This is a genomic window from Frankia nepalensis (genome assembly GCF_016786325.1).
GTDB lineage: Bacteria > Actinomycetota > Actinomycetes > Frankiales > Frankiaceae > Pseudofrankia > Pseudofrankia nepalensis.
Genome location: NZ_JADWYU010000187.1, coordinates 19,084 through 38,730 on the forward strand (window position 1 = coordinate 19,084; position 19,647 = coordinate 38,730).

The following is a 19,647-nucleotide window of genomic DNA, read 5'->3' on the forward strand; positions in this document are numbered from 1 at the left end:
AGAACCCCGGCGGGGCCGGGGGCGGAGGCGGGCGGGGCGGGGCGGGGCGGGTCAGCGGATCGCGTGGCTCGGGGGATCGACCGGTGGGCCGATGGGCGCCGTCCTCTCCGGGTCGAACGACGCCCGCTCGGCGGCGCCGGCCTCGGCGGACTCGCCGGCCTCGGCCCAGGGACCGTCAGACTCGGCGTAGGCGCCTTCGGGCTCGGCATAGGTGCTTTCGACGAGCCGGCGCCCCAGGTCGTCGAGCGCTTCCGGCCCACCGGCGAGCCGGACGAGCCGGCGGCGCAGGTCGTCGACGCTCGGCCGCGCGGCCGGATCAGCGTTGATCATCGCCGCGAGCGCGCTGACCAGCTCCTCCGGGACGCCGGACAGGTTCGGCGGCTTGTACGGGTCGACGATCGCCGCGAGCAGCGAGGACGCGGCCCGGTCCGGGTAGAGGATGTGCGCGCTCGCCGCGTACACCAGGGTCGCGCCCAGGGCATAGACGTCCGCCGCCGACGTGACGTCCCGGCCGGCCACCTGCTCCGGTGCCAGGTAGGCCGGCCCAGACGGCTCCCACAGCACGGCGAGCCCCGCGTCGACGACCTTCGGCCCGTCCGGGCCGAGGATGACGTTGCGCGGCTTCAGGTCGCGGTGCAGCGTCCCGGCTCCGTGGATCTCGTCGAGCGCGTCCGCCAGCATGACTCCCAGCGCGGCGGTCAGCTTCGCGTCCAGCGGGCCGTCGCGCAGCACGTGCTCACCCAGCGAGCGGCCAGGGACGTACTCGACCGCCAGCCAGGGCGGGTCGTCGTGCAGATCGGCGTTGTCGAGCCGGACAGCGCGCGGGCCGACGACGCGGAACAGCGTCTGGACCTCGTCGGCCAGCCGCCACCGGGCGTCGTCCACCAGCAGGGCCCGCTTGATCACCCTGAGCGCGACGCGCTCCCCGCCCGCCGACCGGGCAAGATAGACCTGACCGGTCCCGCCCCCACCCAGCCGGGCGACGAGCAGGTACGGGCCCACCGACTCCGGGTCGGACGGCAGCAGCGGCTCCACCAGAATGTCCCTCCGCCGCCGTGGTCCCACAGGACCGCCATGCCAACGAACTCTTCCCTACCATCCCACGAACATCGCTCCGCCGAGTCTCGTGCCATCGGCGCTCGCTCACCCAGCATCCGACCGACAACGACCGACAACGGCCGGCCACGGCATCGTCGCGCCGGGCCGCGAGCCCCGCTCCCGAACGGCGATCTGCGGACGCCTGACGGTCTCGTACCCGCCGGACGGCCCGCCAGCACGTGATCTCGCGGGCCGGCTCCGCTGGCACCCGACGGTTGCCCCGGGGTTCTGGCTGCCAACGGATCTGGCTTTCAGTGATGACGGTGATGGGAGCCCTTCCCGACGAGTAGACCTCGGAGGGCACCCCCTCCCACCAATCCCACCGACCGCGTCCCTATAGTCCGCCAGGTTTCCAATTCGCGATTTCAATGGCCACATTTTCCAGATCCATCCTCCTGTTGCAAAATTTCGACGGGATACGTTTTTAAGAGTCGATATTGCGGCGCCGCGTCGCGCCATCGAAGGCGCTGGACAGATGTTCGAATTCGTGCTTTCATATTTCCATGTCCGATTCGTCCGCGCCGAATACTCGGCCCGAGAATCCGTCGCGGATTCATCCGGCGCCGGCGGCCGATTTCTCGGCGATGGGCACGGAATCCGCGCGCTCGGAGTCGGGCGTGAATTCGGTTGGCGCTGATTCGGTTGGCCGCGGGTCGGAGCGCGAAGGGACGGACGGCGAAGGGACGGACGACAGGGAGACGGACCGTGAGAGGGCGGCTGGCACGGCTGGGCCGGCGGAGTGGGAGTTCTCGTTCCCACCGCGGTTCTGCCCTCAGACTCCGCGAGGGGCCGTCGGCGGGCCCGAGGGGCGGCACCATGTGCTGGCCGCGCTGGACGGGGCGCTGGAACTGGTCGAAGGACTGCTGGACGCCGCGCTGTGGGGCCTGTCGGAGGCGGAGACGCTGGAGGCACTGGGGCGGGCGGAGCGGCTGAGCCGGCAGGTCAAGGCGTTCTGGTCGCGGGCGGTGCTCGACGTGTCCACCCGGGATGTCACCCCGGCCCTGCACTTTCGGTTCTCCCGGCCCGAGCAGTTGATCGGCGAGCTGTTGTCGGCCCGGTCCCACGACGCGCGCCGTGACATCGAGATCGCCGGCAGCCTCGACCGCGCCTACATCCGGACACGGGACGCGTTGTTCGCCGCGCGGATCTCCTATGACCAGGCCGCCATCATCGTCCAGGCACTGCTGTCGCTGCCCGACGACACCCCCGCCGACCAGCGCTGCTGGACCGAGGCGTTCCTCCTGGAGCAGGCCGTCATCCTCGTCCCGCGTGACCTCGCCCGGCTCGGCCGTGAGATCCGCGCCCGGATCAACGACGAACTGCACCCACCGGGCGGGGACCCGCTCGACGACGGCGACCAGGCCCGCCGCCGCGAGCTGTGGCTCACCGACCAGGGCGACGGCACCACCCGGCTGCGTGGCACCCTCGATGCCGAGGGCGCCGCTACCTTGCGCGCGGCACTCGAGCCGCTGACCCGCCCGGCCACCCCGCGCACCGACAACGGCAGCCCCGACGGGCCACTCACCAGAAGCGACGGCCGCGACGGGCCGGTCGACCGCCTCGGCGACGCCGACCACCGCACCGCCGCCCAGCGCCGCGCCGACGCCCTCGTCGAACTCGCCGACCGAGTCCTGGGCACTGGCACCCTGCCCACCACCCACGGCACCCGCCCTCATCTGACGGTCACCGCCACGCTCGACACCCTCACCGCGCAGAAAGGCGCCCTGCCGGCCCACACCGGCTACGGCCTGCCGCTGTCGAGGACCGTGCTGGAAAGAATCGCCTGCGACACCCGGCTCACCACCGTCCTCCTCTCCAAGGAGGGAATTCCGCTCGAACTAGGGCGCACCAAGAGAATCGTCCCGCCCGGGCTGCGCAAGGCCGTCGTCGCCCGCGACGGCGGCTGCGTCTTCCCACAGTGCGACCGCCCCGCGGAATGGTGCGAGGTCCATCATCTCGAACACTGGATAGACGGCGGAACGACCGATCTCGACAACACCGCCCTAGTCTGCAAGTTTCACCATCGGCTCCTACACCAAGGCGAGTGGGAAGCCATTATGGGCCCAGACCGCCGACCAATGCTCATACCACCGGCCTACATCGACTACCAACGCCGGCCCCGCCGAAATCCGCTGCACCGCACCCTCCACGACCTGTTCACCGGAACCTGGGAACCACCACCCTCAGGAGGCGCCCGCCCGGCTGGGTGATGTTGGCGCTGGCCGCCGACGGGCAGCGCGGCCGGGCTAGGCGGTCGGCGGAGGCCGGTCGGTGCCCAGGTCGAGGGCACGTTCGATCCGGAGCAGCCGGGCGTCGATCGTCCGGAGCAGCGCTTCGACGCCCGGGTCCTCAGCGGCTGGGAGACGGGCGGCGCCGTGTACCGATCCACGTTCGAGCTGAGCGCGCCGGACGAAGCTCGACGTGACCCAGGCGGTCACGATGGCGACGAAGGCGATCGACTGGACCATGATCAGCGAGCCGATGACCCGGCCGGCTGTCGTTCTCGGTACGACGTCCCCGTAGCCAACCGTGGTGACGGTCTGCAGCGCCCACCACATGCCGACCCCGATGTTCGGGAAGCTCTCCGCGTCGACGATCCGGATGACGACACCGCCGACGATCACGGCCAGCGTCGTCGCAGCGATGATCACTCGCATCGCCCGCCGTGCCGACAGCGGCTCGGTCGCGTAGTTCCGCAGGACCCGGATTAGAACCCTCATGCTCGCCCCCTTCCGCCGTCCGGACGTCCGAGCCATGCTCACATGGCGCGCCGCCCGCGGGCGTGCCCGGCACGAACGCCCCCGCAGTAGCGGCGGCGTCAGGCCGGGGTGAAGGTTCCGTAGGACGGTTCACCTCACAGCCGGTGGTCAGCCAGGACTGAGACCCAGTGACCGCTGTTGGCCCTGGGCGTCGACCCGACGACGTGCCCAGAGTCGCCCCCGGCGGGAAACCTCGTCCGTCCCTGGCAGACACGTCCAACCGCCGTGGCCTCAGGCCGCCGCCGCTTCGGGTGGCCCGTGCTCACCGTTCGCTGGACAGGCTGATCTCTTCTTCGCCGTTCCATAGGGAGGCGGTCACACCCTGGCCGTGCTGAGCGAGGACCTCACGGATGGCCGCCAGTGCCGCGGGGAGGTCGTCACGTCCGACGACGACGGGCATGCGGACTTCGTCCTCCCCGCCGGCGTGCATCGGGCCGACGAAAAGCACACCGGAGTACATGAACTTATTCAGGCCGGTCCTGATCCGTATCCGCGACTCTCGGGCGCCGACGAGGCGGAGTTCGAGCTCCCACATCCGCAGGTGGTGCATCGGGCTCTCGCCGAACCAGCGCGCGATGACCGACCCCTGCGGGGCGCCGCTGAGTACCTCGAGTACCCAGGCGGTCTCCACCGGTTCTGTCGGGGCCTCCAGCGCGCGCAGGACCACCGCGTTGCCGTGCCAGGCGTCGTCGTCGTACCCGGCGTCTCGAAGGGCGTCCGCCAGCGCGGAGGCGTCCTGGTCCCGGATCGCGGCGTCGAGCGCTGACCGGACCGCCGGTTCCGTCCGCGGGGCCGCCGCCGCTACCGCCGCCACCGTGGCCCTGGCCGCGTCGAAAAGCCCCGACAGCACGTCGAATGGGAAGTGCTTCGCCTCGGCCTTCCGGTAGGAGTACAGAGGAGGCCAATCCGGGTCGCGCTCGTCCTTGACGGCTAGGTGCCCGTCGGGCCGGGTGACCCAGGTGATCCCGGGTCGCCGGGGCCATTCGAGCCGAGACCGCGTCTCACGCCGCAGGCCGTGCCCCGGCCGAGGCCGCGCCAGGCGGAAGGCGGCATCGAGAACCGGGCTGACGGCGTCCAAGGACTCCCTGCCGTCGCGGAGCAGGTAGGGCACCAGCAGCGCGGCCACCAGCCCGGGATGCCGAATCTCCGGGTCACGCAGCGCGGACGCCCGGCAGACCAGCTCCAATTCCTCCCACCGCAGCGTGTCCGGCATGGGACGCGACCCGTCGATGTACCCGATCGTGTGACCTTCGGCCGCCCCTGGCGCGTAGATCTCCAGATCCTGGCTCCAGGGTCCGATGGCCGTCCCGATTCGGTAATCATCACCGACGTCGACGGCGAAGCCCAGGTCCGGGGCGAATGCCACGTCCAGGAGCTCGCTGTCCGGCTCGTTCAGGACCACGGACCAGAACTCGTCATCGCGCATCTGGGCGGTCAGCGACTCGGGAAGCGGCACAATCTGCACAATATCGACTTCGGAGTCCGGCCAACGGCCGAGCCCCAGCCCGCTGGCAGGTATAGGTCAGCGAGCCAAGTTGTGACACAGGCACCCCGTCGTCGCGGCGACGATGACCCGCATCGCGCGCCGCGCCGACAGCGGCTGGGTCGCGTAGCTGCGCAGGATTCGGACCAGAACCTTCACGTTCGTCCCTCCCGCCGTCCTGACCGCCGCGGCCATGCTCACACGCCGTCACGGTGGTCGCCGGGCCGGTGGTGCCTGTCGACGAGCTCCACCAAGCCGGCGCGCGTCACCTTGCCCATGGCGTTCACCGGCAGGGCGTCGACCTGGGCCCAGACCTCCGGGACCTTGTAGGACGCGAGCGAGCGGCGGCAGTGCTCGGCGAGCGCGTCGAGATCGAGGGTGGGGCCGGGGCCTTCCACCAGGGCGGCGACCCGTTGCCCGAGCCGGGCGTCGGGCACCCCGCACACGGCGACCCGCCCGACGCCCGGGAAGGTCCCGAGCACCCGCTCCACCTCCAGCGGGTAGACGTTCGCCCCGCCGCGGACGATGACCAGCTTCTTGCGGTCCAGCACCGCCAGCCAGCCGTCGGCGTCGACGGTGCCGACGTCGCCGGTGGGGACCGGGCCCGGGGGCGCCGGTCGGACCGCGCCGTGTTCCCAGTACCCGAGCAACGGCCGCCACGCCCTCGCCCATGGGCCGGTCGCGGTCCCGGCCAGGCACAGCTCCCCGAGCTCGCCGGCGGGCAGCCGGCGGCCGTCGTCGGTGTAGGCCGCCACGTCGTACTGCGGCAGGACGCGCCCGCTGGCGCCGGGGCGCCACTGGCCGTCGGCCGGGTCGATGGCCACGACGGTCGGCGCCTCGGTCAGGCCGTAGGTGGCCCGGGGGACGATCCCGTGCGCGGCGGTGAACTCGCGGCGCAGCGCGTCCGGCGTGTCGCTGCCTCCGCTCCAGACCTCCCGCAGCGACGAGAGGTCGACGCCAGGGCGGCGGGCGAGGTCGTACAGCTGCGCCGGGGCGCCGTTCCACACCGTGACGCGGTGGGCGGAGATCCAGTCGGTCACGCCCTCGACGTCACGCCGGTCCATGATGACGGCGCACCCGCCGGCCTGCGCGGTGAGCAGCGTGGACAGGACCATCAGGTTGAGGATCGTCAGCGGGAAGCTGTCGCCCTTGCGCAGGTCGGGCCCCCAGCCGCGGGTGGCGACGAGGACGGCGCCGGGCAGGAGCAGGTTGCGCTGGCTGTGCACCACCGCCTTGGGCGCGCCCGACGTCCCGCTGGTGAAGGCGATGCCGGCCGGCGCGTCGAGATCCACCGCGACACGCGGGGCCTGGTGACCGTCGGCGAGCAGCGCCGCCCACCGGTCCGCGTCGACGCGCGCGGCGGTGTCCAGCCGGCAGCGCGGCCCGGCGAGCAGCGCCGTCGGCTCGCACAGGTCGCAGAGCTCCCGCTGCTCGGCCTCGGCGAGCGCCTCGCCGATGCCCGCCCAGACGGCGCCGATCCGCTGCGCGCCGTGGAACGCCGCGACGATGTCGAGGTCGTTCGGCAGGCAGGCGGCGACGCGGTCGCCGGGGCGTACCCCGAGCGACCACAGCGCGCCGGCGGCCCGCCGGGCGGCCTCGTCGAGCTCGGCGTAGGTCCAGGCGCCAGAGGCCGCCTCGATGGCCGTGGCGCGTGGCCGGGCCGCGAGCGCGGCGTCGAGCACCGTGGCGATCGAGCCGGGGATGACCGCGGGGGCGTCCGGCGCTCCCGCGGTGTCCCGCCCGGGGTCCGCGGGGCCGAGTTCATGATCTGGGCGCTGAGGTTCCGCGCGGCCTGATCCGCTCACGACCCCTTGATACCAGCGTTGGCGTTGGTCAGGTGTTGCGTCCGCCGTTGACGCCGACGATCTGGCCGGTGACGTAGCCGGCCTCGTCGGAGCACAGGAACGAGCAGGCCGCCGCGATGTCGTCGGGCTGGCCCATCCGGCGCACCGGGGTCATCGCGATGATGTCGTCCGCCGTGTTCCTCCCCCATCGGCCCGCCGCCTCGTCCCGGCGCAGCATCGGGGTGTCGACGAACCCCGGCGGGATCGTGTTGACCGTGATGCCGCTCGGGCCGAGCTCCAGCGCGAGCGACTTGGTGAAGGTGATGACGCCGCCCTTGGAGGACGAGTAGTGGGTCATGAACGCCTGGCCGCCCTGCGCGCTGGACGACGAGATGTTCACGATCCGGCCCCAGCCGGCCTCGGTCATGCCCGGCACGACGGCCTGGCAGCACAGGAACGTGCCGGTCAGGTTCACCGTCAGGATCGAGGTCCAGGACTCGAGCGTGATGTCCATGAACCGCTTGCTGCCCGTCTTCCCGGCCGAGTTGACCAGGATCGCGACCGGGCCGAGGCGCTCGCGGGTCTCCTCGAACGCCCGCGTGACACTCGCCGGGTCCGCGACGTCGACGGCAACCGCCAGCGCCGTGCCGCCCTCCGCGACGATTTCCTCGGCAACCGCCTTGGCGTCACCCTCGTTGAGGTCCAGCACGGCCACGGCGGCCCCGTCCCGGGCCAGGCGCAGCGCGCAGGCCCGGCCGATACCCGAGGCGCCGCCCGTCACGGCGGCCACCTTGCCGCCCAGCGATCCGGTTGTCGTCACCCTCTGCTCCTCCTGGAGATCGGCGTCCGGTCGATACCGGAAAACCATACGACTTGGTCTAGTTAGAGTCGATCGAACGACCCTCGACGCCCGGCGCTCACGGCTTCCCGGTGCTCAACGCTTCCGGTGCTCAACGCTTGCCGGTGCTCAACGCTTGCCGGTGTAGGCCGCGACGTAGTCCCCAGCGGTCTTGTGAAGGTGACGGATGAGGATCTCCTGGTCATTGATCGGGAACCGGTCGAGCACGCGCGACTCGAGCATCGTCTGGGTCGCCTCGAGGGTGTTCGAGTCCTGTAGCGCGAACTCCCGGAAGGTGACCGCCGCCAGCTCCTGCCGGACGCGCTCGGTGGCGTTCCTGGGCGGCGCGAAGTACAGGGTGCCCTCGAAGGTGTGCCGGTTGTAGGCGGTCGGCCAGTAGTGGTACGTGAGGTACCAGCCCGGCGCCCAGACCACCATCATGAAGTTCGGGAAGAAGACGTAGGAGTCCAGCCCCCACGCGCGGTGGCGGGACGGGTTGACCCCCGGCGGCAACTGGTCCAGGCCCGGGACGTCGGGGCGGTCCCAGGGCCCGAAGTTGCCGCTGCGCAGGGCCCGCTCGATGGGCTTGACCATGTTCAGGTCCTTCGGCGGCGCCATCCCGCCCCACGCCGACTGCATCGAGTGCGGCCCGGCGAGCTCGTAGTGCAGGCCCTCGTAGCCGTAGCCCATCAGCTTGCGGGACTCGTCCCCCACGTACTGCTTCGAGTGCAGGACGGGGGCGTGGTAGAACTCGGCGAACGCGTCGACGTAGAGCTTCCAGTTGCTCCCGACGTCGGCCCGGTACTTGTGAACCTGGGTCAGCTCGCCGAACGGGTAGCCCTCCAGGCCGGCGGCGAACTTGCCCAGGTAGTCGCGCAGCGGCGTGGGGTCGGCGTCGTCGAAGTTGACGAACACGAACCCTTCCCACACCTCACAGCGCACCGGCAGGAGCCCGAAGTTGGCCTTGTCGAGGTCGAAGAACTCCTGCTCCTGCTGGACGAAGGTGCAGGCGCCGTCGAGGCCGTAGCGCCAGCCGTGGTACTTGCAGGCGAACTGCCGGACGGTACCGCTGGTCTCCTCGCCCGGGTTCTCCTGCCACATCAGCTTGTTGCCGCGGTGGCGGCAGATGTTGTGGAACGCGCGCACCTCACCCTGGGCGTCCCGGACGATGATCACCGACCTGCGGGCGGCGTGGATCTCCTTGGTGAAGTAGCTGCCGGTCTTCGGGAGCTGCTCCACCCGGCCGACGTTCAGCCAGGTCCGCTCGAAGATCGCCTTTCGCTCCAGCTCGTAGTGCTCGGGCGAGATCGAGTCCTCGAACGAGACGAGGTCGGTGCCGAGCTCCGGATACTGCTGGGTCCAGCTGCCCGCGGCGGGCTTGGGGAAGTGCGCCATCGATCTGCCTCCAACCACCCGTGACCGTCTGATTACCGTGAGAATTTATCGCACGATGCCGTACGGTTCGCAAACCATACGGTCCCGTACGGTTCGCGTCAACGGGCCAGGCATGGCCGCCGCGTCCGCATACTGTGCTGGTGGAGCCCAAGGCGTTGGCGGAGTCCAAGGTGTCGACGGAACCAGGGGTGTCGGCGGAGCCCAGGGCGGAGAACGACCGTCCCCGTTCCGGACGGCCGACGCAGACGGAGGCGGCCCGGCTCACCGACAGGATCCGGCGGGCCGCGGTCGAGGCGTTCCTGGAACGCGGGTACGACGGCACCTCGATGGAGGCGGTCGCGCAGGCCGCCGGCGTCACCAAGGGCACCCTCTACGCCCGCTACCCGGACAAGCGGGCGCTGTTCATCGCCGTGAGCTCCTGGGCGCTGACCCGGCTCGAACGGGCCGAACCGGTGCTGGAGCCGCTGCCCGACGACCTCGCCGCGAGCCTCACCCTGATCGCGCGGGCGATTGTCGCCCGCTCCCTCGACCCCGACCTCGTCCGGCTGAGCCGGATGGCGATCGCCGAGGCCGACCGGTTTCCCGAGTTCGCCGCCAGCTCCCGGGCCGTCACCTGGACACCGCGCATCCAGATGATCATCGACCTCCTGCGCCGACACGAGCGGGAGGGCAGCATCGCGGTCAAAGATGTCGAGATCGCGGCCGAGCAGTTCTTTGCCATGGTCGGCGCGATGCCGGCCTGGCTCGCCGCCTACGGCCTCCACCGCGCGCCCGAGGCCGAAGAGGCGCACATCCAGCACGCCGTGGACCTTTTCCTGAACGGCCTACTGGTTCGCCGAGACTCGGTGGCCTGACCTCCCGCGGACGCCCGGGCTTCCGCTCGTTCGCGCTCGTTTACGGCTTGGTTACTAAACATGCCGCTGAGTCCAGAGGCAGCCTTCATATGCGGGCATCGTGCCACTAGGGTGACTACAGATGCATACCCTCCGCGACTGCCGGAATCGGCCGGCGGCCGGCTCATGACGAGGCGAAGCGATGACAGGCTGGAACTTCACGTCGGCGACTGACCCGAAGCCCGCGCCGGAGCTCGCCGACTTTCGAACCGATCGGCCGACGCCGGCCCGCATGTACGACTACCTGCTCGGCGGCAAGGACAACTTCGAGGTCGACCGGCAGGCGATCGCGGCGGTGACCGCGGCCATCGGTAAGACGGCGGCAGTCGACGTCCCCCGGGAGAACCGGCGCTTCCTGCAGCGGGGCACCCACTGGCTCGCGAAGGCCGGAATCGAGCAGTTCCTCGACCTCGGCACCGGCCTGCCGACCGCCGGGAACGTACACGAGGTCGCCCAGGCGGCCAATCCGCGAGCACGCGTCGTCTACGTCGACCACGACCCGATCGTGCTCGCGCACGGCCGCGCGCTGCTGGCGAACGACAGCTCGACGACCATCATCACCGCGGACATCCGCGACCCCGGGTCCGTCGTGAACCACCCGGACACCCGTGCACTGCTCGACTTCTCGCGGCCCGTCGGCGTCCTCGCGGCCGCCGTGCTCCACTTCGTCCAGGACCACGAGGACCCGGCGGGCATCGTCGCCACGATCATGGACGCGGTCCCGGCGGGCTCCTACCTCCTGCTGTCCCACATGACCTCGGACGGGCCGCCCGCCGAGGCCGTCGCCGGGACGACGGCGGCGATGAAGGCGGCGACGTCCCCCATGATCTTCCGTCCGCGCGCCGCGATCGAGCACCTCTTCTCCAAGCTCGACCTCGTCGATCCCGGCGTCGTCCGCCCCTGGCAGTGGCACCCGTCGGACGACGACAGCCCGCGGACCGACTGGCTGTTCGCGGGCGTGGCCCGCAAGCCCTGACGCCGTCGGGCGACGGCCTCAGATCCGGCCACCGGGTCCCGCCCGCCGAGTCCAACCCAGGGGTCGCCGCCCCGTCAGGGGTCCGGCGGAGGGGGCTATTCGGCGACGCCGCCGTACGGAACGGTGATGATCTCGAGGCTGTGCCGGTCAGGGGCCTCCCAGTAGACGCCGCGGCCGCCGTCGTGGTGGTTGATCTGCCCGGGCTGGGTGTGGAACGGGTCGGCCCAGTGGGTCAGGCCCCGGGCACGGATGCGGTCGAAGATCTCGTCGAACTCCTGCTCCCCGACCAGGAAGGCGTAGTGCTGCGGGCTGACGGGCCCGGTGGCCTGGGCGACGTCCAGGCTGAGGTGGTTGGCGACCTGCACCACCCGGAATGGCCCATAGGTCGACGCCTCGGCCAGGCCGAGGATCTCGGTGAGGAACCGGGCGGTGGCGTCCCGGTCGGACGCCCAGACGATGGTGTGGTTCAGCTCGACGCTCACGGTCGTGCCCCTTCCGCGCTGCCTTCTCGGTCCACGCTGCCTTCTCGGTCCGCGCTGCCTTCTCTGTCAACGCTGCCTTCTCGGTCCGCGCTGCCTTCTGTCCGCGCCGCCTTCCCGTCCACGGTGGCGAAGAGAGGTCATCATGAGGTAATGACCAGTGACGCGCCGGCGGACACCCGGCCGGAGACGGATCCGTCGGATCCGACGGATCCAAGGTTGCCGCTGCGCACGGCGCGGCTGGTACTGCGCCCGCTCGCACTGTCGGACATCGACGCGCTGCTCGCCTATCGCGGCCAGCCGGAGACCGTCCGCTATGTGCCGTTCGAGCCCGGTACGCGCGCGGAACTGCTCACCCGCCTGCGCACGGACCTCGTCGGCGCCGTGCCCACGGACGAGGGCCAGGCGCTCAAGCTCGGCGTCGAGGTGGCCGCGACCGGCGAGCTGGTCGGCGACGTCGTGCTGTTCTGGCACAGCCGGCAGCACCGCGCCGGCGAGATCGGATATCTCCTGCACCCCGACCATCAGGGCAGGGGGTATGCCACCGAGGCGGCGGCGGCCCTGCTCACCTTCGCCTTCGACGTGCTCGGTCTGCATCGCGTGGTCGCCCGCGTCGACGCGCGCAACACCGCGTCCGCCCGGGTCGCGCGGCGGCTCTGGATGCGTCAGGAGGCGCACCTGGTGGAGAACGAGTGGTTCAAGGGCGGCTGGGCCGACGAGCTGGTCTTCGCCGTGCTCGAGGACGAGTGGCGGACAGCCCGGCGGGCGGCCGACGGCCCGGCACGATGACCAGTCCGATGACCGGTTCGATGACCGGTTCGCGGGCCCACGCGCGCGGAGACGACGGCGCGCGAGCCCGCGCGGGGTCGCCCTACGACGCGGCCCCGTCGGGGGCGTAGCCGAGGATGCCCTTGACTTCCAGGTACTCGTGGAAGCCGAACTCGCCCCACTCGCGGCCGTTGCCGCTCTTCTTGTAGCCCCCGAACGGGCAGTGGAGGTCGAACCCGTCGTTGATGCCGACCCAGCCGGCCCGGATCCGCCGGGCGACCGCGCGGGCCGCCGCCAGGTCCGCGCCCGCGACATAGCCGGCAAGGCCGTACTCCGTGTCGTTCGCGATCTCGACCGCCTGGTCGAGGTCGTCGTAGCCGAGGATCGCGAGCACCGGCCCGAAGATCTCCTCGCGGGCGATGGTCATGTCGTTGGTGACGTTCGCGAAGACCGTCGGCCGGACGAAGAAGCCTCTGGTCAGTCCGTCGGGGCGCCCAGGACCGCCGGCGACGAGGGTGGCGCCCTCGTCGACGCCCTTGCGGATCAGCACCTGGATCTTGTTGAACTGGGTCTCGTTGGCCACCGGGCCGATCACGACCTCGCCGTTCGGGTCGCCCACGGTCACGGTCGCCGCGGCCGCCGCCGCTGCCTCGAGGGCCTCCGCCATGCGCGCCGCCGGGACGAGCATCCGCGACGGCGCGCTGCAGGTCTGGCCGGAGTTGCCCATCATGCTCAGCACGCCCTTGGCGACGTTCCCGGCGAGCGCCTCGTCGTCGAGAATGATGTTCGGGCCCTTGCCGCCCAGCTCCTGCGTCACCCGCTTCACCGTCGGCGCCGCGTTGCGCGCGACCTCGACGCCGGCGCGGACGGAGCCGGTGAAGGACACCAGGTCGACGTCCGGGTGGCTCGACAGCGGCGCGCCCACCCCGGGGCCGTCCCCGTGCACCAGGTTGAACACGCCGGCGGGGACGCCGGCGGCCTCGAGGACCTCGGCGAAGACCTGCCCGGTGAACGGCGAGTTCTCCGACGGCTTGAGGACCATGGTGCAGCCGGTCGCGAGCGCGGGGAACACCTTCACGGCGATCTGGTTCATCGGCCAGTTCCACGGCGTGATCAGGCCGCAGACACCGATCGGCTCCTTGACGATCAGCGTGGCGCCGCGCTGTTCCTCGAAGACGAAGTTCTTGAGCAGCTCGATCGCGGTCGAGAGATGGCCGACGCCGAGGCCGACCTGGAATCCACCCGCGAGGTACGCCGGCGCGCCCATCTCCTCGGTCAGCGCCGCGGCGAAGTCGCCGGATCGCTTCTGGTAGGCGTCGAGGATGCTCTCGAGAACCTCGACCCGTTCGCGCACGGTGGTCGCCGACCAGCTGGCGAACGCCGCCCGGGCCGCCCTGACGGCGGCGTCCACGTCGGCGGCGGATCCGAGCGCGATCCGGCCGGCGACTTCCTCGGTCGCCGGGTTCACGACGTCGAGGGTTCGTAACTCGACCGGGTCCACCCACTGACCGCCGATGTAGAACTTCAGGTACTCGCGCATGCTTCGTCCTCTCCGAGGTCGCGGGCGGCCTCCGGGTCGCCGCCCGGCCAGTTTCCGTCACTGCGTACCTTCGGCGCACCACCCGCGGAACTCGGCGTATCCCGGCATTGCCTCAGTGTTCGCCGTCGGGCCCTCAAGCCTTCGAGGATGAGGCGTCCGATTCCCGCCTCGGGTTCTATCGCGACCGCAGGTAGGCTCACGACCGCAGGTAGGCGAGGACCACGAGCACGCGTCTATGGCTGAGCGGTGACTCGTGAATGCCGAGTTTTTGGAAGACCGATCTGACGTGGGTCTCGACGGTGCGCTCGGTGATGACGAGGCGCGCGGCGATGGCCGTGTTGGAGTGGCCTTCGGCGGCCAGTGCCAGCACGTCGCGTTCCCGCGGGGACGGCTTGTTGACCTCGGCTTGTTGACCTCGGCTTGTTGACCTCGGCTTGTTGACCTCGGACGTCTCCGATCCCAGCCGGGGCCGCGGGCCGGCGACGGCTGCCGGCTACGTTGACAGGGACAGGTGGGCGAGGACAGCGAGAACGCGGCGGTGGGCGTCGGCATGCTCGGGCACGTCGAGCTTGACCAGCACATGGCGGATGTGCGCCTCCACGGTGCGTTCGGACAGCACGAGGCGACGCGCGATGCCGGCGTTCGTCAGGCCCTCGGCCATGAGCCGCAGCACCTCGCGTTCCCGGCCGGACAAGGTGGCGAGAGGGTCGTCGGGCCGCTGGGAGGCGAGCAGGCTCGCGACCACCTTCGGATCGAGCGCCGAGCCGCCGCGGGCGACCCGCTCGGCCGTGGCGAGGAACTCGCCGACGTCGAGGACGCGGTCCTTGAGCAGGTAGCCAAAGCCGCCGAGCGGGGCGAGCCGCACGGCGTGCGTCGTCTCGACGTGCTGGGAGAGCACCAGCACGCCGACCGCCGGATGGTCCCGCTTGATGTCGTCGGCGGCGCGGGCTCCCTCATCGGTGAACGTCGGCGGCATCCGCACGTCGACGATGGCAAGGTCAGGCTGGTACCTGTCGACGGCGGCAAGCAGCCCCTCCGCGTCGCCGACCGAGGCGACGATCTCGTGCCCGGCGTCCTCGAACAGCCGGCTGAGGCCCTCGCGCAGCAGCACCTGGTCCTCGGCGATCACCACCCGCACGGTCGCGTCACCCTCTCGGCGTCGGCCCGCCCCCGGACGGCGGGGCAGTGGTCGATGGACCCGCTGGTCGTGGGGTCTCGGCCCGGCCGGCCGTCGCCAGTCACAGGCCGCATGGCAGCTCCGCGGTGAGGACGGTACCGGTGCCCGGGCCGCTGGCGATCCGCAGCGTCCCACCGAGGGCGGCGACCCGCTCGGCCAGCCCGCGCAGCCCGGTGCCGCGGGTCGGGGTGGCGCCGCCGACGCCGTCGTCGGCCACGGCGACGACGAGCCGGCCGTCGCGGATCTCGGCGGTCAGCTCGATCCGGCGCGCGCCCGCGTGCTTCACGGCGTTCGTGATGCCCTCACTGCCGACGAAGTAGGCGGCGACCTCGATCCGCCGGTCCAGCCGCCCGCCGGATGCGTGCCCCGACGCGTCCCCGTTGACCGACACGACCTCGTTGACCGACACGACCTCGTCGCCGGCCGCGCCCACGCCGGCCGAGCTCCCGCCGCCGTTGGTCGCGGTCGCGCGGGCCGCGGCCGGCATGGGCGCCGTGCGCGTGGCGGTCGAGGTGGGCGTCGCCGGGGCCGTGACGACGGGCGGCAGGTCGACACGCACCTCGACGGGGACCGGCGACTGGCGGGCGAGCTCGGCGAACGCCGGGGCGAGACCGCCGCCCAGCTGCGCCGGCGGCAGGCCGCGGGCGAGCTCGCGCAGGCCGTCGATCGCGGCGCCCAGCTGCGTGACCGCGTCGTCGAGGGTGCGGCTCGCCCGCGCCGAGCCGGCGGCGCCAGCGCCAAGCTGGTGCTGGGCGTGCCGCAGCGCCAGCCCGATGGAGACGAGCCGCTGCTGCGCGCCGTCGTGCAGGTCCCGCTCGATCCGGCGGCGTTCCTCGTCGGCGGCGGCGACGATCCGCGCCCGGGAGGCGCGCACCTCGGCGAGCTGGCGGCGCAGCTCGACCCGCAGCCGGGCCATCTCGATCGCCAGCCCGCCGGCCGCCACGACGTCCCGGGGCAGCGGGTCGGGCCGCGGGCGGTGCAGCACCAGCGCGACCGGCTCGTCGCGGCGGCTGATCGGCAACCGCGTCCGGCCGGCCGCGGCCTCGTCCACGTCCGCGACCGGCTCGCCGTCGGCGTCCACATAGATCGCGCGCTCCGTCTGGAAGAACAGCAGGTCCAAGCCCGGGTCGTCGAGCAGGTCACGCAGGACGTCGCGGACCTGCTCGGCGGCGGCGCGGCCGGCGCGCAGCGCGTCGAGGAAGTCGGCCATCCGGCGCAGCGCGTCGTAGCGGGCGCGGTTGAACCGCCGGTCGACGCCGGCCTGCACCCGGGCGCGCAGCGGCCGGAACGCGACCGCGACAACCAGTGTGGCGACCGCCGTCGCCACCGGCGAGCCGCGGCCGAGCACCGTGCCGAGGGTGAGGACCGTCGCGGCGAACGCCGCCGCCAGCAGGACGGTGATCGTGCCGTAGACGAGGGTGCGGTTGATGACGACGTCGATGTCGTAGAGCCGGAAGCGCAGGATGGCGACGCAGGCGGCGATCGGGAGCGCCGTCAGCGCCACCGCCGGCAGGATGCGAACCCCCGGCCACACATTCCAGAGCACCAGCGCCGTCGGCAGGAAGACCCCGGCGACCGCGGCGGCATAGGTGAACCACTTGAGTTGCTGCCGCGGCACGCCGCGCGCGGCGCGCAGGCGCACCCCGAGCGCGGCGACGGAGGCAACCAGCGCGCCGATGATCAGTGCGGAGCCGGCGGCGAACAGGAGGTCCGTCGGGACCGCGTCCGTGGCCAGTGGGTTGCGACCGGCGGCGAACTCGCCGTCGGACAGGTGGCCAAGCCCCCAGCCCGGCACCGCGAGCGCGACTCCGAGGCCACCGGCCCACAGCACCCACCGCCAGCGACGCCCGGGCAGGCGGCCGTCGGGGAAGAGCAGGAAGATCGAGTTCAGGATGGGGCTGTTGAACGCCCAGCTTGTCGTGCTCACCCACTCGGCCGCCGGGCCGCCCGGCCAGCCGAGCGCCGCCGCCCGTAGCCCGTAGCCCTGGGCGACGTCGCCCATGAGCGCGTTCTGCAGCGCATGGGCGCAGAAGAGCCAGCCGACCAGGTGGCGCGGGTAGCGGATGACGATCAATGCCCCCGCCGCGGCGAACGTCGCCCCGGACAGCGCGTAGAGCACCGTGTCATAACGCGACTCGAGCGACCAGGACAACACGCAGGCCACGACCTCGGCGGCGAGGGTCAGCCCGAACAGGGTGGCCGGAAGCAGCGCGCGGCGCAACGTCGACGTCCGCACCGCGCCTCCTCACCCGCCTGCCCGCGTCGCCGCGCCCTGCCCACGTCGCCGCACCCTGCCCACGTCGCCGCACCCTGCCCACGTCGCCGCGCCCTGCCCACGTCGCCTGGTCCGCCCGCTCGGCGTGCGGCCGTTCCGCGCGCTCGGGCACCCGCCGCTCGCCAGCCCGGATCTCGTCGCGGCCGGCCCATCGACGACGGCCGCCCCGGCCCGGGAGCCACCGCCACCACCGCCGTCGCTACCGCCGTCGCCGTCGCAGCCGGAGTCGCAGCCGGAGTCGCAGTCGCAGTCGCGCCATCGTCCCAGAGCGTCCGGGCCGCGCCAACAGCGTTGGTACTCGCCCCGCGTGCGTACTGGTACTTACCGCGGCCGCGCGCCGGTCCGCGCGCGAAATGCGGTGCCCACCCCGATGCCCGGAATACCGCCAGCGCCGTAACTTCATCGCCGAAAACGCGGGCGTCATCACCTGGGAACCGCGTCCCAACCATTTCCGAAGCACGTCCGAAGGGAGAACGACATGGCGGCGACGAATGACCTGAGAATGACGAACAGCGGCCGGGCGGCGGCGGGCGGGCCCGCGACCGGCCCGACCGGCCCGTCGGTGCGGCGGCTGGCTGCCGTGGGGCTCGCCGGCGCGGCGGCCACCGTGGTCGACGCGGTCGTGGTGCAGGCGGTCGTCCTGCCCGGGACGGACGTGTCGAGCAAGATGTTCAGCTACCCGTTCTCGAGTGGGGCGCTCGTCGTGGTCTCGCTCGTCAACGCGCTGCTGCACGCGCTCGTACTCGTCGGCGTGCTGGGGTTCGTCCGCGGCGGCGCGACCGGCGCCGGCCGCGCCGCGCGCGTCGGCGCGGGCCTCGCGCTCGGCGGGTTGGGGGTGCTCACCGCGGCCGAGTTCGCCTCGATCCCGGTCCGCGGCGATGGGGTCGACGACGCCGGCGCCACCACCGTGATCCTGACCTTCGCGACGGCGACGGTGCTCTCGGTGGCCGGCTACATCCTGCTCGCGGTGGCCTCGGCGCGGGCCGGGCGCTGGACGGGGTGGCGGCGGCGCGCCCCGCTGGTCGCGGCCGTCGCCTCGGTGGCGGTGCTCGGGATGAGCTTCTCGCCCACCGTTCTCCCGGCCGGCGTGGCGGTGTGGAGCCTGGGCCTGCTTGTTCTCTGCGCCGCCACCTACTCTGACCCGGTCCCGGTGGCGCCGGCCCCGGCCACGCGCGGCGCGGCCCCTGAGGTGCGGCTGCCGGGGCGGCCGGCGGCCCGCCCAGCGGGCGAATCGTGGTCGACGAGTATTGCCTGTGTGCCTGTGGCATCCCGCGCCCTCTCGGCTCTACGGGCCAGCGTTTGGCTACAGACCGGCCTGGACTCCGGGTCCTGACGCCGGAAGCATTCGACGGGCCCGGGCTCCGCGGGAGAGATGACTGTCCATGCTGTCCTACGGACGGCTCCTGGGAACGCTATGACGTCCCCCGGCGAGCCCGCTGTCCATTCCCGCACCATGCCGCTTTCGGCTTACCGTCATCGGCTTACCGCCGTCTGCGAGTCGGAGTATGGTCGGCGGCCGCGAGGAAACGGAGTCATTTTCGACGGCTTCGCGGTGGCAGCTTGGATCTCCCACCTTCCCGACCATAGGCCCACGACGGCCACTTTCCGGGGTTGCGTAGAATTTTCGGGAGCTCAGCCCGGACCGAGGGGAAACCCGCTTCCGATCTCCAACCACCTCTTCTATACAGCTCAAGAGGGGTATTGGAGTCAAGAAACCCGGGTTCCCGGGCGTTCACAACGTGTATCGACGATGCCTATCCCGATTTTTCTGGGGGTGCATCGTGGCCGCCCACCCCGACTTTGAGAAACCGCGCCCGTCACCCTCCCACCTGTTTGTCGAATTCGCCCCGCCGGCCTATCATGAACACATGTTCGACGAGTGTGACGGCCTTGTCCCGTCGTCTCAGGGCCCACCGGCCGGCGCCTCGGCCGGCGCGTCGCTCGGCACCGCCGCGCGGCCGGGCGCGGCTTCCCGGCCAGCAGCCGTTCCGACCGGCCAGGCGCCATCCGCGTCGTGGGTGCCGAGGCAGCGGTCCCGGGTCGAGCCGCGGGGAAAGGGGCAACCGGCCCGGCCCCCCCCCGCCCCCCCGGGGGGCGCGGGCGGCCGGGGCGGGCCGGGGCGGCTGGGGGGGGGCGCGGGGGTGGGGGGGGCGTACGCCCCGTTGGGGGCGGGTCTCGCGGC

Annotated in this window: 16 protein-coding genes; 5 read left to right on the forward strand and 11 right to left on the reverse strand. The window is 72.0% G+C overall.

The window, feature by feature from the left end; all coding sequences use genetic code 11:
- Positions 1-51 precede the first annotated feature (51 nt).
- The gene (locus I6A81_RS28265) at positions 52-1,035 is read right to left on the reverse strand and encodes a serine/threonine-protein kinase (protein ID WP_203000362.1); all 984 of its coding nucleotides are present in this window, start codon (positions 1,033-1,035) and stop codon (positions 52-54) included.
- Positions 1,036-1,916: 881 nt separating this feature from the next.
- Between I6A81_RS28265 and I6A81_RS28270 the strand changes: the two genes are divergently transcribed.
- Positions 1,917-3,308 (forward strand): HNH endonuclease signature motif containing protein, encoded by a 1,392-nt coding sequence (locus I6A81_RS28270; RefSeq protein ID WP_203000360.1) that lies wholly within the window; start codon positions 1,917-1,919, stop codon positions 3,306-3,308.
- Between the two features lie 36 nt (positions 3,309-3,344).
- Here the strand turns inward: I6A81_RS28270 and I6A81_RS28275 are convergent, their stop codons facing one another.
- From I6A81_RS28275 to I6A81_RS28300, 5 genes are all read right to left on the reverse strand, one after another.
- A complete protein-coding gene (locus I6A81_RS28275) occupies positions 3,345-3,818 on the reverse strand; it encodes a potassium channel family protein (RefSeq protein ID WP_203000358.1) in 474 nt (157 codons plus the stop codon).
- 301 nt (positions 3,819-4,119) lie between these two features.
- The gene (locus I6A81_RS28280; protein ID WP_307874975.1) at positions 4,120-5,313 is read right to left on the reverse strand and encodes a hypothetical protein; all 1,194 of its coding nucleotides are present in this window, start codon (positions 5,311-5,313) and stop codon (positions 4,120-4,122) included.
- A gap of 224 nt (positions 5,314-5,537) precedes the next feature.
- On the reverse strand, positions 5,538-7,022 hold the full coding sequence (locus tag I6A81_RS28290; protein ID WP_203000380.1) for a class I adenylate-forming enzyme family protein: 1,485 nt from the start codon (positions 7,020-7,022) through the stop codon (positions 5,538-5,540).
- Between the two features lie 151 nt (positions 7,023-7,173).
- Positions 7,174-7,944, reverse strand: coding sequence for an SDR family NAD(P)-dependent oxidoreductase (locus tag I6A81_RS28295; protein ID WP_307874977.1), 771 nt, complete (start codon positions 7,942-7,944; stop codon positions 7,174-7,176).
- A gap of 147 nt (positions 7,945-8,091) precedes the next feature.
- Positions 8,092-9,357 carry an aromatic ring-hydroxylating oxygenase subunit alpha gene (locus I6A81_RS28300; RefSeq protein ID WP_203000352.1) on the reverse strand — a complete coding sequence of 422 codons (1,266 nt, stop codon included), beginning with the start codon at positions 9,355-9,357 and terminating at the stop codon, positions 8,092-8,094.
- A 140-nt stretch (positions 9,358-9,497) separates the two neighbouring features.
- Here I6A81_RS28300 and I6A81_RS28305 point away from each other — a divergent pair, with 140 nt between their 5' ends.
- Complete coding sequence (locus I6A81_RS28305; protein WP_307874978.1) at positions 9,498-10,211, forward strand: TetR/AcrR family transcriptional regulator; 714 nt, start codon at positions 9,498-9,500, stop codon at positions 10,209-10,211.
- A gap of 181 nt (positions 10,212-10,392) precedes the next feature.
- The gene (locus I6A81_RS28310) at positions 10,393-11,226 is read left to right on the forward strand and encodes an SAM-dependent methyltransferase (RefSeq protein WP_203000350.1); all 834 of its coding nucleotides are present in this window, start codon (positions 10,393-10,395) and stop codon (positions 11,224-11,226) included.
- A gap of 95 nt (positions 11,227-11,321) precedes the next feature.
- On the opposite strand, the gene I6A81_RS28315 is transcribed toward I6A81_RS28310, so the two are convergent.
- Complete coding sequence (locus tag I6A81_RS28315; RefSeq protein ID WP_203000348.1) at positions 11,322-11,708, reverse strand: VOC family protein; 387 nt, start codon at positions 11,706-11,708, stop codon at positions 11,322-11,324.
- A gap of 150 nt (positions 11,709-11,858) precedes the next feature.
- On the opposite strand from I6A81_RS28315, the gene I6A81_RS28320 reads away from it, so the two are divergent.
- Positions 11,859-12,494 carry a GNAT family N-acetyltransferase gene (locus tag I6A81_RS28320; RefSeq protein WP_203000346.1) on the forward strand — a complete coding sequence of 212 codons (636 nt, stop codon included), beginning with the start codon at positions 11,859-11,861 and terminating at the stop codon, positions 12,492-12,494.
- Positions 12,495-12,576: 82 nt separating this feature from the next.
- Here I6A81_RS28320 and I6A81_RS28325 read toward each other — a convergent pair whose 3' ends face one another.
- From I6A81_RS28325 to I6A81_RS45810, 4 genes are all read right to left on the reverse strand, one after another.
- Positions 12,577-14,013: an aldehyde dehydrogenase family protein gene (locus I6A81_RS28325; protein WP_203000344.1), complete on the reverse strand. Its 1,437-nt coding sequence runs from the start codon at positions 14,011-14,013 to the stop codon at positions 12,577-12,579.
- 196 nt (positions 14,014-14,209) lie between these two features.
- The gene (locus I6A81_RS45125; RefSeq protein ID WP_407661399.1) at positions 14,210-14,383 is read right to left on the reverse strand and encodes a helix-turn-helix domain-containing protein; all 174 of its coding nucleotides are present in this window, start codon (positions 14,381-14,383) and stop codon (positions 14,210-14,212) included.
- 123 nt (positions 14,384-14,506) lie between these two features.
- Positions 14,507-15,151: a response regulator transcription factor gene (locus tag I6A81_RS28335; RefSeq protein ID WP_203000342.1), complete on the reverse strand. Its 645-nt coding sequence runs from the start codon at positions 15,149-15,151 to the stop codon at positions 14,507-14,509.
- 100 nt (positions 15,152-15,251) lie between these two features.
- Positions 15,252-17,426 carry a sensor histidine kinase gene (locus I6A81_RS45810; RefSeq protein WP_203000340.1) on the reverse strand — a complete coding sequence of 725 codons (2,175 nt, stop codon included), beginning with the start codon at positions 17,424-17,426 and terminating at the stop codon, positions 15,252-15,254.
- Between the two features lie 517 nt (positions 17,427-17,943).
- Here I6A81_RS45810 and I6A81_RS28345 point away from each other — a divergent pair.
- Positions 17,944-18,798, forward strand: a complete 855-nt coding sequence (locus I6A81_RS28345; protein ID WP_203000338.1) for a hypothetical protein — start codon at positions 17,944-17,946, stop codon at positions 18,796-18,798.
- Positions 18,799-19,647 lie beyond the last annotated feature (849 nt).

Bases quoted from the DNA above. Each gene is read 5' to 3' on its own strand.
- I6A81_RS28320 (WP_203000346.1), top strand. From the start codon at position 11,859: ATGACCAGTGACGCGCCGGCGGACACCCGGCCGGAGACGGATCCGTCG.
- I6A81_RS28345 (WP_203000338.1), top strand. From the start codon at position 17,944: ATGGCGGCGACGAATGACCTGAGAATGACGAACAGCGGCCGGGCGGCG.
- I6A81_RS28325 (WP_203000344.1), bottom strand. From the start codon at position 14,013: ATGCGCGAGTACCTGAAGTTCTACATCGGCGGTCAGTGGGTGGACCCG.
- I6A81_RS28310 (WP_203000350.1), top strand. From the start codon at position 10,393: ATGACAGGCTGGAACTTCACGTCGGCGACTGACCCGAAGCCCGCGCCG.
- I6A81_RS28275 (WP_203000358.1), bottom strand. From the start codon at position 3,818: ATGAGGGTTCTAATCCGGGTCCTGCGGAACTACGCGACCGAGCCGCTG.
- I6A81_RS28300 (WP_203000352.1), bottom strand. From the start codon at position 9,357: ATGGCGCACTTCCCCAAGCCCGCCGCGGGCAGCTGGACCCAGCAGTAT.